General features: G+C 62.3%; 12 protein-coding genes. 2 read left to right on the top strand and 10 right to left on the bottom strand.

Translation table 11 applies throughout. The annotated features are described in order from the left end of the window. Window positions 1-133: 133 nt before the first annotated feature. Window positions 134-1,084, top strand: coding sequence for a LysR family transcriptional regulator (locus CAG34_RS10355; RefSeq protein ID WP_085589731.1), 951 nt, complete (start codon window positions 134-136; stop codon window positions 1,082-1,084). Window positions 1,085-1,225: 141 nt separating this feature from the next. Continuing rightward, window positions 1,226-2,377 (top strand): NADH-dependent flavin oxidoreductase, encoded by a 1,152-nt coding sequence (locus tag CAG34_RS10350; RefSeq protein WP_085589730.1) that lies wholly within the window; start codon window positions 1,226-1,228, stop codon window positions 2,375-2,377. Window positions 2,378-2,592: 215 nt separating this feature from the next. On the opposite strand, the gene CAG34_RS10345 is transcribed toward CAG34_RS10350, so the two are convergent. The 10 genes from CAG34_RS10345 to CAG34_RS10300 all read right to left on the bottom strand — a co-directional run bounded on the left by CAG34_RS10345 (window position 2,593) and on the right by CAG34_RS10300 (window position 14,150). Further along, window positions 2,593-3,750, bottom strand: coding sequence for a CaiB/BaiF CoA-transferase family protein (locus tag CAG34_RS10345; RefSeq protein ID WP_085589728.1), 1,158 nt, complete (start codon window positions 3,748-3,750; stop codon window positions 2,593-2,595). A gap of 45 nt (window positions 3,751-3,795) precedes the next feature. Then, complete coding sequence (locus CAG34_RS10340) at window positions 3,796-4,953, bottom strand: CaiB/BaiF CoA-transferase family protein (protein WP_085589726.1); 1,158 nt, start codon at window positions 4,951-4,953, stop codon at window positions 3,796-3,798. A gap of 14 nt (window positions 4,954-4,967) precedes the next feature. Then, the gene (locus tag CAG34_RS10335; RefSeq protein ID WP_085589724.1) at window positions 4,968-6,182 is read right to left on the bottom strand and encodes a CaiB/BaiF CoA-transferase family protein; all 1,215 of its coding nucleotides are present in this window, start codon (window positions 6,180-6,182) and stop codon (window positions 4,968-4,970) included. A 94-nt stretch (window positions 6,183-6,276) separates the two neighbouring features. Then, window positions 6,277-7,458 (bottom strand): lipid-transfer protein, encoded by a 1,182-nt coding sequence (locus tag CAG34_RS10330; protein WP_085589722.1) that lies wholly within the window; start codon window positions 7,456-7,458, stop codon window positions 6,277-6,279. Between the two features lie 12 nt (window positions 7,459-7,470). Beyond that, on the bottom strand, window positions 7,471-7,812 hold the full coding sequence (locus CAG34_RS10325; protein WP_025339142.1) for a hypothetical protein: 342 nt from the start codon (window positions 7,810-7,812) through the stop codon (window positions 7,471-7,473). Window position 7,813: 1 nt separating this feature from the next. Continuing rightward, window positions 7,814-9,172 (bottom strand): acyclic terpene utilization AtuA family protein, encoded by a 1,359-nt coding sequence (locus CAG34_RS10320; RefSeq protein WP_085589720.1) that lies wholly within the window; start codon window positions 9,170-9,172, stop codon window positions 7,814-7,816. A 5-nt stretch (window positions 9,173-9,177) separates the two neighbouring features. Further along, on the bottom strand, window positions 9,178-9,675 hold the full coding sequence (locus tag CAG34_RS10315; RefSeq protein ID WP_025339140.1) for a MaoC/PaaZ C-terminal domain-containing protein: 498 nt from the start codon (window positions 9,673-9,675) through the stop codon (window positions 9,178-9,180). 33 nt (window positions 9,676-9,708) lie between these two features. Then, on the bottom strand, window positions 9,709-10,854 hold the full coding sequence (locus CAG34_RS10310; RefSeq protein WP_025339139.1) for an acyl-CoA dehydrogenase family protein: 1,146 nt from the start codon (window positions 10,852-10,854) through the stop codon (window positions 9,709-9,711). Window positions 10,855-11,032: 178 nt separating this feature from the next. After that, a complete protein-coding gene (locus CAG34_RS10305) occupies window positions 11,033-12,511 on the bottom strand; it encodes an aldehyde dehydrogenase (RefSeq protein ID WP_085589718.1) in 1,479 nt (492 codons plus the stop codon). Between the two features lie 85 nt (window positions 12,512-12,596). Further along, window positions 12,597-14,150, bottom strand: a complete 1,554-nt coding sequence (locus CAG34_RS10300; protein WP_218191905.1) for a GMC family oxidoreductase — start codon at window positions 14,148-14,150, stop codon at window positions 12,597-12,599. Window positions 14,151-14,415 lie beyond the last annotated feature (265 nt).

Below are 14,415 nucleotides of genomic sequence, written 5' to 3'. Positions count from 1 at the left end.
AAATTGCCGGGTCGCGTTCTTCAAAATGGCGTGCGGCCAAGCAGCGGTGGAGCCACTTTAGGCTGGATGATTGATTCGTCATAGCCATCAATCTGTACTACAGTTGTATTTTCAAATTTACAATGAGTGCCGCATGGATCCGTCATTACTTCCTTCCTTGGCCTGGTTCGCGCACGTCGCCCACCACCGTAGCTTCACCAAGGCCGCGGCGGAAATGGGCGTCTCGCGGGCCAATCTGTCGCAGAACGTGAAGGCGCTGGAGCGGCGCCTGAACGTCAAGCTGCTGTACCGCACGACGCGGGACATGTCGCTGACCGAGGAAGGCCAACGGCTCTATGACGTGTGGTATCCGGCGCTGATTGCGGTGGAGCGCACAGTGCGCACCATGCATGACGCACGTGATGAGCCTTCGGGCCTGGTGCGGGTGAATACCTCCCGCGTGGCGGCCAAAACCCTGCTGGAGCCGCATCTGGAGGAATTCTGCTCCCGCTACCCCAAACTCCAACTGGAGCTGGTTGCCGACGATGCGCTAGCCAACATCGTGGCCGACGGCTGCGATGCGGGCATCCGCGTGGGCGAGAGCCTGGCCGAGCACATGGTGGCCGTGCCGATCACGCCGGCGCTGGAGATGGCGGTGGTGGGCACACCCGCCTATTTCATGCGCCATGGACAACCGTCCACCCCCGCCGATCTTGCGCAGCACAACTGCCTGCGGTTTCGGACCCCGGGTGGGGCGATCCTGCCATGGGAGTTCACTGCGCCGGGAGAAGACGGGCACGCCTTCACAGTAGAGCCGCAGGGCAGTGTCATCACGAACGACGATGACGGCATGATCTGCGCCGCATTGCAGAACGTGGGCCTTATCCAGCACATCGACATTGCCGTGCAGCGACATTTGGAATCGGGCGCGCTGGTACGTGTGCTGCAGCCCTGGTGCAAGCCCTTCGCGGGTTTCTACATCTATGCGCCGACCCGCGCGCAGATGCCCGCCAAGGTGCGTGCCTTGATTGACTTTCTGGTCGAGAAGCGCGAGGGCATGGCAGCCCTGCGACAGCCGCTTTCCAAGAAGAAACGGGTGCGCTGAGCGGCGTTCTTGCGCCTCATTGTCAATCTGGACTGAATACTGTTGTGTAGATTGGAAATCTTGGCATGCGGCCGCTTTAGCCTCAAATTGGAGTTCTTGTGACTTTCTCTTAGGGCGCCTGCGTTGCGCCAAGGTTTCTAAATGACTTCTGAACTCACCACCCTGTTCCAACCTTTCGCCCTCCATAGCGGCTTGACGCTGCGCAACCGTGTAGTGATGGCGCCCATGACCACTTGGTCTGCCAACCCTGATGGCACCCTCTCGGATGCGGAGGTGGACTACTACCGCCGCCGCGCCCAAGGCGTGGGCATGGTCATCACGGGGTGCACGCATGTGACGGAAAACGGCATCGGTTTCACCGACGAGTTCGCCGCCTACGACGACCGCTTCATTCCCAGCTTGCAACGGCTGGCAGAGGCCGCGAAGAGTGGCGGCGCTGCGGCGGTCCTGCAAATCTTCCATGCGGGCAACAAGGCAGTGGTAGAGGCAGTACCAGGAGGTGAACTGGTGAGTGCCAGTGCCGTCAATGCACTGGCCGGCCCCTTCAACCGGGGCGATGTGACCCCCCGAGCTTTATCACGTGACGAGATTTTTGAGATGGTGCATGCCTTCGGCGAAGCTACCCGCCGGGCCATCGAAGCCGGGTTCGATGGGATAGAGCTGCATGGTGCGCATGGTTTCTTGCTGCAGAACTTCTTCTCGCCACGCTATAACCTGCGCGATGACGAATGGGGTGGCTCACCGGAAAATCGCATGCGCTTCGCGCTGGCTGTGGTGCGAGAGGCGAAGCGGGTGATTGCCGCGCACGCCAAGGGGCCGTTTGTATTGGGCTACCGCATCTCACCCGAGGAACGCGAGGATGGTGGCTATCGAGTGCCGGACATCTGCGCGCTGGTGGATGGGCTGATTGCCGAAGGCATCGACTATTTGCATGTCTCGCTCAATGACGTTCTGGGCGCGCGCCCGCTGGGAGCGGACTCCCGCCTCACCGTGGAGCAGGTCATTGCTCACGTCGACAAGCGCGTGCCGATACTTGCGGCAGGCATGCTGCGCACACCCAAGCAGGCCCAGGCCGCGCTTGACCTGGGGCTGTCGCTTGCAGGTGTAGGCAAGGGGCTGGTAATGAACGCTGACTGGGTGGGATTGGCACAGTCGGGCTGCGGTGCGCAAATCTGCCAGGAACTGGATCTGGAAAAGCGCGCGGTGTTATCTATTCCCGCTGGCTTGTTGCGAGCTGTGGAGGCGGCGCCAGGGTGGATTCCAGTGCGTAAGAAGGTTGAGACCGTTGCTTGATCGGCGTTGTCGTTCGCGCCTTCGCCATGCAGATAGGCGTATGGCGTCATACCTCTGAAGCAGGAACGATGGCGTTACGTTCTCGAATCAGTTGAGTTGGCAGCCCCTCGCGGGTAAACCCGCTCCTGCAGTGGCGGCGTATGTCGTGGCTAACACCTGGCCTGCAGGAGCGGGTTTACCCGCGAAGGGCCGCACGGCGGCCCAGGTAGGTTTGACTAGAGCACGGCGCCTGCCGTGCGTAGGCACTGTTGCTCCTGCGCCGAGAAGCCCCAGTCGGCCAGCACTGCGTCTGCATCCTGGCCAGGGTGTGGTGGTGGGTTCTGGATAGCGCCGGGGGTACGGCTAAAGCGTGGTGCCGGTGCAGGCTGGAGCACACCATCAACTTCCACGAAGCTGCCGCGTTGCTGTACGTGGGTGTGCTGCGGGGCTTCGGCCAGTGACAGCACCGGCACGATGCAGGACTGGGTACCCGCGGCCAGCGCCGTCCATTCATCACGCGTACGGGTCTTGAATACCTCGGCGAAGCGCTGCTTCATCAGCGGCCAGCCGGCCTGGTCGTGCTGCGCTGGCAGATCCTGTTCCTTCAGGCCCAGCACGCCCAGGGCTTCGCGGTAGAAGCGCCCTTCGTTGGCGGCGATGCTGACGTGCTTGCCATCCTGGGTTTCATAGACGTTGTACCAGGGGGCGCCGGAGTCGAGCCGGTTGGTGCCTCGCTCATCCTTCCAGTACCCCGCGGCATGGAAGCCATAGACCAGGGTCATCAACGAAGCGGCGCCATCAACCATGGCCGCATCCACCACCTGGCCCTGGCCTGAGGTCCGCGCCTCGAGCAGAGCACTGAGGATGCCCAATGCAAGGTAGAGCGAGCCACCGCCGAAGTCGCCCACCAGGTTCAGCGGAATCGCCGGCGCCTCGCCAGCGCGACCCATGGCGTGCAGGGCACCGGTCAGCGAGATGTAGTTGACGTCATGCCCCGGCGCCTGGGCCAGCGGGCCGTCCTGGCCCCAGCCGGTCATGCGGCCGTAGACCAGGCGAGGGTTGGCACTCAGGCAGACCTCGGGGCCCAGCCCCAGGCGCTCCATCACACCAGGGCGAAAGCCTTCGACCAGCACGTCGGCCTGTTCCACCATGCGCAGCACCGCGGCCACTGCCTCGGGCTGCTTGAGGTTCATCTGCACGCTGCGCCGGCTACGATTGAGTAGGTCGAAACGGGCATCGATAGGGGCGCCGCCATCATGGCCCGCAGGCCGGTCGATGCGCACTACCTCCGCGCCCAGGTCGGCCAGCAGCATGCAGCAGAACGGGGCCGGGCCGATGCCACCTACTTCGACGATCTTGACACCCTTCAACGGGCCTTGAGCTTGCTTGTTCATGAATCTATCCAATGAGGAATGAAGGTGCACGGGTGCCCGCGTTGATCAGGCATCTTGCAGCAACTGGTGGAGGCGTGCGTTGTCCTGGCCGATTTCGGGGGCCGAGGCCAGGGCGGGTGGACGCTGACGGTCGAACGAAAGGGGCACGCCCACCAACTCGATCTCGTCCTCGCTCGTTCTGCCCAGGATACCCAAGGCACGGGTTTGCTCATGAGCGTAGAGTTCTTCGGTGGTTTGCACCGACGCGCAGGGCAGACCGAGGGCATCGAAGTGTTTCTGCCAGTGATCGCGAGTGTGCTGTTTCATGCGCTCGCCGATCAGCCCGTCGATCGCGTTGCGGTTGGCGATGCGCCCAGCATTGGTGGCGAACCTGGGGTCGGTGGCCCATTCGGGATGACCCAGGGCATCGCACAGGCGGGCAAACAGCGTGTCGTTGGCCGCACTGATGATGGCATGGCCGTCTGCCGCCTCGTAGGCACGGTGCGGCACGATGAAGGCCACGCCCGAACCATGTCGGCCACCGGGGTTGCCATCGGCGGCGTAGTTGGCGATGCCAATGGACATCCAGGCGATCGCGGTTTCCAGCAGCGAACTGTTGACGGTCGCGCCGATCTGCTTGCGCTCACGACGCACAAGGGCTGCGGCGATACCGATCACGGCCCACATGCCGGTGCCGAAATCGCAGATGGAGACACCGGCGCGCACAGGCGCCTGGCCGTCCTCGCCGGTGAGCGTCATGATGCCGGAAAACGCTTGCATCAACGGGTCGTACCCGGGCAGCTTGCTCAAAGGGCCCAGATGCCCGTAGGCACCGACTTCGCACACCACCAGTTCAGGCTTGCGCTGGCGCAGGTTCGCGGGGTCTAGGTGGTACTGCTCGGCGCTGCCTGGGCGCAGGTTGTGCAGGAAGACATCGGCATGGCCCTCGATGAGGTCATGCAGCGTGGCCAGTTGCACCGGATCCTTTATGTCCAGGCAGATGGAACGCTTGCCGCGGTTGATGGCGTGGAACGCGGCGCCGCTGCCTTTCCATTGGCTGGGGCCCCAACCCCGAGAGGAATCGCCGGCCGGGCGCTCCACCTTCCAGACCTGCGCGCCCAAGCCAGCAAGGATGTGGCCGGCGAATGGAGCAGAAGCGCTGTCACCCAGTTCGACCACGGTAATGCCAGCCAGGGGCAGGTCTGCTCGGGAATCATTTTGCATGGGAGGCTCCTTGCTCACGCGCTGGCCGTGTCGATGGAGGCTTGCACGGCACCACCGGACAGCACCACTTGCTGGGCCTGTTCTGTCGTCAGGCCATACTCGGTCAGCAATTGCACCGTGTGCTCGCCCAGGCGCGGAGCGGGGTAGCGCTGCTCGGGTTGGCTCTCGCTCCACTGTTGAGGGATACCCAGCATACGCAACATGCCTTCGCTCGGATGTTGTTGCACCTGGAAGAAGTTGACGGCTTCCATGTGCGGGTCATGCAGCAGTGTTTCGGGGGTGTTCATCTCGATAACGGGAATGTCGGCTTCAGTCAGGATGCTCAGCCACTGGGCCGTTGTCTTGGTTTCGAAGGTGTCGGCGAGGAATTTGTAGAGATAGCCGATGTTCTCGGTGCGGCCGAAGATCGTGCCGTAGCGAGGGTCGTCAGCCATGTCGGGGCGACCGACGGCGAGGAAGAAGCGCTGCCAGTGGCGGTCGGTGTAGATGTTCACGCCCAGGTAGCCGTCCTGCGTCTGATAAGGACGCCGTTCGGCGCTCATCATGCGGGCGTAGCCCCAGTCGCCAATCGGCGGCTCAAAGGTATGGCCGTACAGATGGTCGCCCATCACGAAGTGCGCGAAGGTTTCGAACATCGGCACTTCCACCGATTGCCCATGCCCGGTCTTTTCGCGGTAATACAGCGCCATCGCCACCGCGTTGCAGGTTGCCATGCCGACGATTCGGTCAGCGATGGCGGTGGCGACGTAGGAGGGGGGGCCAGCTTTGCGTGCTTGAAGTACGGGCATGCCCACGGCTGCCTGGATAAGGTCGTCGTAGGCAGGGCGGTCAGCATATGGGCCATTCTGTCCAAAGCCAAAGGCGCCACAGTAAATGATGCGTGGGTTGATCTTCCTGACATCGTCGTAGGTCAGCCCGAGTTTGGCCATGGCCTTGGGACGCAGGCTGTGTAACACCACGTCGGCCGATGCCAGCATCTGCTGGAGTGCCTGCGCCGCCTGCGGGTGCTTGAGGTCCAGCACAGCACTGCGCTTGTTGCGGTTCAGGTGCAGGAAGATCGCGCTCATGCCCGAGTTGCGGCAGGGCCCGACGCCTCGCGTAGGATCACCACCGGGCGCCTCAATCTTGCAGATGTCCGCGCCCATGTCTGCCATTAGCAGCGAGGCATAGGGGCCCATGAAGTTCGAGGTCAGGTCAAGTACCCGTACCCCGGCAAGTGGTCCTGCCATGTCGCTTACTCCGATTGTTGTTATTGGATATCAAAGCGTTAGCCGTAGCCCTGAGACCGGGCGCGACCCGATGGCCGGGCCCGGTCGGGCATCGTCAGGTACGCCGGTACATCGTCACTACGCAGGCGCCACCCAGACCGATGTTGTGCTGCAGGGCGATGCGAGCGTTCTCCACTTGACGGCTACCTGCCTGGCCACGCAGGTGCCAGACCAGTTCGGTGCATTGGGCCAAGCCCGTCGCGCCGAGTGGGTGGCCCTTGGACATCAAGCCGCCGGACGGGTTGATGACGTACTTGCCGCCATAGGTGTTGTCGCCATCGACGATGAACCGCTCAGCGCCGCCCTCCGGGCACAAGCCCAGCCCTTCGTAGCTGATGACCTCATTGGGCGTAAAGCAGTCGTGCAACTCCACGACGTTGACGTCCTCTGGCCCGATACCGGCTGACTCGTAAACTTGTTGGGCAGCTCGGCGGGTCATGTCAGCCCCCACCAGGTTCAGCAGGTCAAGTTTGGTGGCCTCGGTATCGGTGGTCATCGATTGCGCCACGATCTCGACAGCGTTGGTTATGCCATGCCTGGCCGCGAACGCTTCGCTGCATACGATGGCTGCCGCGGCACCACAGGTCGGTGGGCAGGCCATCAGGCGGGTCATATAAGGATACATCGGTGTCGCTTCCATCACCTCCTCGACGGTCAACGGCTTGTTGAACAGCGAGTAGGGGTTGTTGATCGCATGGTTACGCGATTTCACGGCCACCTTGGCAAAGATGTCCGGATTGGCTCCAAAGCGATTGATGTATTCCCACCCGGCCGCGCCGAAGGCCTTGATGGCGCGAGGTGGCTCTTCTGGCAGTTGCGGCGCCAATTGTTCCCGACGCTCATGGATCCAGCCTACGGGGGATGTGCGATCAGTGAAGGCGCTGCCCAGCGCACCGGGCTTCATCTCTTCGAAACCGAAGGCCAGCGCGCAGTCGACAATGCCGGCCTCAACCGCTTGTCGCGCCAGGAACAGCGCCGAGGAACCCGAGGCGCAGTAGTTGTTCAGGTTGAACACTGGGATGCCGGTCATGCCCACGCCGTAGGCCACACGCTGGCCGCAGGTGCTGTCGCCATAGACGTAGCCGGCGAAGGCCTGCTGCACCTGATCGTAGCGGATGCCGGCGTCTTCCAGTGCGCCCTGAATGGCCTTGGCGCCCATGATCTCGTAGGGCTCATGCGCCCCAGGCTTGGCGAACTTGACCATGTTCACGCCAATGATTCTGGCTTTATTGCCCATGTCGGTTCTCCTTCAGTGCATCAGGTGCAGGTCGCTTTCATCGACATCCAGGACGATGCGCAGGATAGCCTGGCACATGGTCTTGCCGGTGAAGTCGATGCGCAGACTGCGCGTGGCGCCGCCGCCGAGCGAATTGCGCAGCACGAAGTTCATCGCGTGCAGGGTGCGCACTTCATAGCGCTCCACGGGGCCCTTGGACATTTCACCGAAGAAGGCCTTGACCCGTTCTGCAGTGAGGTGCTTTTGCAGCAAGGGGTAGAAGCGCGGCTCCTTGGCGATGACGGCGATGTTGCTGATGTCGCCCTTGTCGCCGGAGCGGGCATATACCAGATCTTTCAGTTGCAACTTGGCCATGTCAAAGCTCCCGAATCTCGACGTTCTGCACGACTTGTTCGCGTGCGATCAGCGTGGGCCAAAGGGCGAACACCTCGCGCGGGGCGGGCGTGTTCAGCTGGCCGGTGGAACCGATAGGGCCAGTGCCCATCAGCATCACGCACTCACGGGCGACTTTGCTGGCTTCGGCGCGGTTGGCGCACTTGGCAGCCACGCGGATGCGCACTTCGTTGATGTCCTCATCAGGCTCAGGAGAGGCCGACCAGTGGCAGGAGTCGACGCCGATCATGTCGAAGCGCACTTCCTCGGCCTTGAGGTCGACCATCTCGAAGCGCTTCTTGATGATCTCGAACGAGCGCCGTGCCTTGGCCACGGCGTCGGGCCAGGTCACGGAAGACTCCACCTCGCCGATGTAGCCGTCGGTGTAGGCAATACCCGCCTTGAGCGTGGCCGGCGCAGGCTTGCCGCGGGCGCCCCAGACCTTCACGCGGTCCTTGGCGACTTCTTCCATCTGCACGTTGGTGAAGTCGGTGACGACTTCGGGCATCAGGTAGTTGCCTGGGTCGTGCACTTCGTAGAGCAGGTGCTCGGTGAGCGTGACCTTGTTGACCAGGCCGCCGGTACCGTCCACCTTGGTGATGAACAACTCGCCTTCTTCGTTGACCTCGGCGATGGGGTAGCCGATGTTCCAAGGCTCGGGCACTTCTTTCCAGAGGCTGGTGATACCACCAGAGCAGGCTGCGCCGCACTCGATCAGGTGGCCGGCAGTGATGCCGATGGCCAGCCTGTCCCAGTCGTCCCATTTCCAGCCGAACTCGTGGACCAACGGCGCCAGGATGGCGGCATCATCCGTCGCACGGTCGGAGATGATGATGTCGCAACCTGCTTGCAGCGCTTCCACGTAGCCATAGGCTCCGGAGTACACGTACGAGCCGACGATGCGTTCGCGAACCTGGCCCAAGTCATTGTCGCCCGTATCCAGGTTGGTGAAGCGCACGCCCTTGTCGAGCAGTTCCTCAACCTTGTGCTGGATGTCGTTGGTGGTAACGATACCCACTTTGAGTCGGGTGATGCCCACCTCTCTGGCTGCGGCCAGGATGGTGTCGGCGCAGGCCTGGGGGTTGGCCGCGCCGGCATTGGTGAGGATTTTGATGCCTTTGTCCAGGCAGATCGGCAGCACACCGCGCACAACGGCGCGGATGGCCGGCACGAAGCCGTGTTCCGGGTTCTTCTGGCGCATCTTCTGCAGCAGCGGAATGGTCGGCTCGCCGAGGAAATCGTAGGCCAGGTACTGCACGTTACCGTGCTTGGCGATCTCGATCGCGGGGTCGAGGTTGTCACCCCAGAACCCGCTTCCGGAGCCGATACGAATGGTCTTCATGGCAATCAGCCCTTCGGTGCTGGCAGAGTGGAGGCGACCAGTGCGTCGAGGTCTTCGCGTTTGCGCAACATCAGCAGGCTCCATTCGCCCTGTTGGACGACATCGCCGTCCTGGTTCAGCACCTGCATCAGGAATTTGATCACACCGTACTTGTCATCCTTGACCTTCTTGCCGATCACGGTGGCGCGAGCGTAGACGGTGTCATCGATCAGCACTGGCTTGAGGAAGCGCATGTTGTCGATGCCGTAGTTGGCCTGGAAGCCCAGGCCGAACTGCACCAGGCCGGTGGCGATGGAATAGGTGAGGGCACCTTGCACCAGGCGCTTGCCGAAACGGGTCTTGGACGAATAGACGGTGTTGGAATGGATCGCGATCCAGTTGCCGGTCAGTGCACAGTAGTTCACCACATCGGTTTCGGTGATGGTGCGGCCACCGGAGGCGAACACCTGGCCTTCTTCCAGTTCGTCGAAGGTCTGGTTGATCTGGTTGTTGATCAGACTCATGGCTGTTTCCTTGGTTGGTGACTGACTACGGCGTTAGTTCAGGCGCATGGACTTGGCGATGATGGTTCGCTGGATCTGCGAGGTGCCGCCACCGATGGTGCATTGCACGCTTTCGCGCAGGTAGCGCTCCATGTCCGCTTCGGGCAGGTTGGCGAAACCGCCGAGAATCTGCATGCCGTCGAGTGCGCACTGCTTGAGGGTTTCGGAGGCGTACAGCTTGGCCATGGAGGTCTCTTTCGGCGCGGGCAGGCCCTCGGACTTGAGCGCAGCAGCGCGGTAGACCAGCAGGCGGGCCGCATCGACGCGGGTCTGGTTCTCGGCCAGCATGTGCTTGAGCACCTGGAAGTTGAAGATCGGCTGGCCGAACTGGGTGCGCTGGTGTGCGTAGCGGTTGGCGTTGTTCACCGCTTCCTGCGCGTTGCCGGTGTAGGCGCCGGCAACGGCACACCGCTCAAGCTCCAGGTGATTGAGGATGATCTCGTGTCCCTGGCCTTCGACACCCAGAATCGCATCCCCGGGGACGATGACGTCATCGAGGAAAATCTCGGTAGTGCCGGTCGCATGGCGAGACAGGGTAGGCAGCTTGTTGATAACCATGCCTGGGGTGTCGTTCGGGATGAGCAGCATGGTCAGGCCGCCGTGTTTGTCTTTCATGTCAGTGCGCACGAGCATTGCGATGACGGTGTTGTCGGCCTGTGCACCGGAGCAGAACATCTTCGCGCCGTTGATGACCCAGTCGCCGTTGTCGTTACGGCGCGCGTGGGTCTTGGTGGCGAACACGTCCGAACCTGCGTCGGGCTCGGTCATCGACACCGAGAAGCGGATCTTGCCTTCGATGAAGGGCTGGATGTATTTGTCTCGCTGCGCCTGGGTGCCATATTTGGCGATGTTCATCGCGGTGAAAGTCGGTACCAGGATGGCGGCGGCGAAGTCGAAGCCGTATTTACCGAGACCTTCGGACATCAGCACGTAGTCGAAGATGCTGCCGCCAGCGCCGCCTTCCTCTTCGGAGAACAGCAGACCCAGCCAGCCCTGCTGGGCAATCTTCTCGTAGGCCTCATAAGGGTAGTCGCGGTTCTGGTCGCATTTGCGGATGTATTCGACGGTGATTTCGTTGTCCATGAAACGGTTCACGCTGTCGAGCCACATCTGTTGCGATTGGTCGAGGAAGTTGGCCATGGCCGGGGTCCTTTTATGTTGTTGAGTAGACACCCCGTAAGCTAGGCCGCAGGGCCTGGCAAACCAAGTTGCGAATTTTGAAGTCGGATTTCGAGAAGATTGAAGTGGCGCTCGCCATGCAAAGCGAAGAGTGGCCTGTCGCCCCGTGGGCGGGGCGAAAGAGCCTGTACGGAGGGAGTCAAGACGCAGGTTGGTCGAGCACCACGGCCTTGGATTCCAGGAACGCTTCGAGCCCGCGTTCACCGCCTTCGCGGCCTAGGCCCGACTGCTTGAAACCGCCGAAACCGATCGCGAAGTCATAACGTGATGCATTGTGGCCGACCGTACCCGCGCGCAGCTGCCGTGCCACGCGCATGGCCCGCTCAGAATCTTGAGTGAACACCGTGGCATTTAGGCCGAAGATGGTGTCGTTGGCCATGTCGATTGCGTGCTGCTCGTTGTCGGCTGCAATGACCGACAGAACCGGCCCGAAGAATTCATGTCGGGCCGCGAAGGAGCGATTATCGACATGAGCGAACACTGTGGGCTCGAAAAAAAATCCACGTCGCAGATGCTTCGGTCTGATGCCGCCGGTCGCCAGTTTGGCTCCGTCGGCAATGCTCTGGGCCACCATGCGCTCCACGCTGTTGCGCTGGCGCGAAGAGGCCAAGGGCCCCATGGTGGTACCAGCGTCGAACGGATCGCCTGGCACGGCTTCACGCGCGGCGGTCACGAGCGCTTCAACCATCGCGTCGTGCTTGCTGCGTGGCACGATGATCCGAGTCAGACTCGCGCACACCTGTCCTGTCAGGTAGCTGAAATACGGCGTACCCAGTGCCTTGGCGGCTGTCTCGATGTCGTAGTCGTCAAGCACCAGGGCGGGCGATTTACCGCCCAGTTCCAGAGTGACCCGCGCCACGCGCTCGGATGCTACCGCGCCGATGCGCCGGCCAGCAGCGGTGGAGCCTGTGAAGGTGATCTTGTCCACGCCGGGATTGCTGACCAGTGTCTCCGACACGTCACGGTCGGCCGTCACCATATTTACCACTCCAGGTGGTAGGCCGACTTCCTGACAAACCTGCGCGAACAAGTAGCCGGAGCAGGGGGCCTCAGGGGAATTCTTGATGATGACCGTGCAACCGGCCAGCAACGCGGGCGCAACCTTGTAAGCGATCAGCCCCGCCGGGCCGTTCCACGGCACGATGGCCAGCGCTACCCCCACGGGCTCCTGCACGGCATAACCCCGGTGACCGCTGGTGGAGGTGATTGGCTTGATGAACGGGTAGGTGTCGGCCATTGCCGCATACTGACGGAAAGCACCACTGAGGTATTGGCCTACGCGAGGTTGGGCGATGCGGTAGAGGATGCCGGACTCGACCGTCCAAATACGTGCGAACTCGTCATTTAGTGTCTCCAGGCGCTGGGCGATCTTTTCCAGGTAGCCGGCACGTTCGGCGGGGCTCATGCGCGGCCAGGGGCCGTGGTCGAATGCCTGGCGGGCAGCCTGCACGGCGGCGGCTACGTCGGCCTCCTGGGCCTTGGCCACATGGGCGACGGTTTCTTCGGTGGCGCAGTTGAGCACAGCGAAGGTGTCCACTGTGGCGGGTTTGACCCATTGCCCTCCGATGAACAGGCAATCGGCATGGGGGATGTTAAGGGTCTGACCTGGGTTCGTCATGGCGAGGGGTCCTTGAAGTGTCAGGCTGCCAAAGTACGGGCGGTGAGCGCGTCGGCGCGGATCATGTCCGCACCCTTTTCGCCGATCATGATGCAGGGGGCATTGTGTTTCCCGTGGGAATGACCGGCATGATCGAGGCATCGATCACCCGTAGCCGGCGAAGGCCGTTCACCCGTAGCTGGGCGTCGACCACGGCATCGCTGTCGTTGCCCATCTTGCAGGTGCCTACCGGGTGCCAGCCTGTGCCGCCGAAGCGTTTGAGGTAGTCGAAAAGTGCATCGTCGCTCGTGCAATGCGAGCCGGGTTTTGTCTCCTCGACCACACGTTGTGCCAGCGGAGGCGTCTGCAGGATCTCGCGCAGCTGCCGCAGCCCGGCGATGTGCCGGCGTATGTCGCTTTCGTCGCTGAAGTAGTTGGGGTGAAGAAGGGGAGCGTCCAACGGGTTGGCGCTCGCCAGTTCGAGATAGCCGCGTGACCGAGGTGAGAGCAGCACCACCGAGGCGGACAGGCCTGGATAGCGGTCGGCAGCGACTTCGCCCGACGCGGTAGCCGAGAAGCTCATGGGATTGAGAGAAAGCTGCAGGTCCACCCGGGCGCCGGGCTCGCTTCTGGCATACGCCGTCACGGGGGCGGCGCCCAGGGCAAGGTAGCCACTGTGTGTGAGCACGTAGCGCGCGCCCTCCAGGTACTTGCGCAGGCCGCTCAGACGGTGATTGACCGAACTGCCAGGCGTGCAGCGCCAGGCAAGCGAGGCATACCAATGGTCCTGGAGATTACGTCCCACTCCCGGCAGGTGCCGTCGCACAGCGATTCCGTGGCGCTGTAACTGCGCCGCGTCACCGATCCCCGAGAGCATGAGCAATTGGGGGGAGGCGAGGGCGCCGGCGCACAGGATCACCTCGCGCGTAGCCCCGATGGCTCGACGTTGAGTGTCAAGCACGACTTCAACACCCGAGGCCTCGTCGCCGTCGAACAGCACCTGGGTGACCAGCGCGTTGGTCAGGGTTTCGAGGTTGGGGCGATGGAGCACGGGTTCGAGAAAAGCCTTGTATGCCGAGTGGCGTTGACCTTTTCTGATCGTGTACTGGCGAACCCCGACGGCAGGGTATGGCGGGGCGTTCAGGTCGTTGGAGCGTTGGATGCCTGTATTGACGCAGGCGGTGATGAAGTCGTGCGCCGCTGGGTGAATCTCGACCGGGTCTGTCACGCACAATGGACCTTGGTCGCCATGAAAGGCGTTGGCGCCGCGTACGTTGTTTTCCGAGCGCTTGAAGTAGGGCAGCACATCGTCCCAGCCCCAGCCCTGATTGCCCAGTTGCGCCCAATGATCGTAGTCCTCGGGCTGGCCGCGCATGTAGATCATGCCGTTGATGGCGCTGCTGCCACCTAGGCCTTTGCCCCGATCCCATTGCACCTGGCGCCCGTCGAGGGTGGGCACGGGTGCGGTCTTGAAGCGCCAGTTGAAACGCTCGCTGCCAAAGAGCTTGGCCATGCCCGCAGGTGTATTGACCCAGAAGTCGTCCATGCTGCCACCCGCTTCTATCAATAGAACGCGGGCGTGCGGGTCCTCGCTGAGACGGCTCGCCACCACGCAACCCGAGGAGCCGGCACCGACGACGATATAGTCATAGTTTTCCATCGCACGCCTCTGTCTGCGGGGCGGTCAGATGGACATGCAATTTCGCGAACGGAATCATGTCCCCTCCGTGGTTTTTGTTGTGCTTATTGAATCTGCACCCTATCAAACCTGGTTCAGGCGTCGTAAGCGGCTGGGCTTGACGAATCCTGAAGTGGCGCTTCGAAAATCATGACTTGGAGGTGCCTGGTGGAGTCCTGAAGATGACGGTTCATCGCGATACTGAAGACCGCGACGGGCGTGGGCGCGCGCAAGGTCGCTTGTTGTC

Source organism: Pseudomonas sp. B14(2017) (genome assembly GCF_002113255.1).
In the GTDB taxonomy this organism is placed as follows: domain Bacteria; phylum Pseudomonadota; class Gammaproteobacteria; order Pseudomonadales; family Pseudomonadaceae; genus Aquipseudomonas; species Aquipseudomonas putida_Z.
The sequence above is the reverse complement of the archived record's forward strand: the minus strand, read 5'-3'. Positions and strand labels throughout refer to the sequence as shown.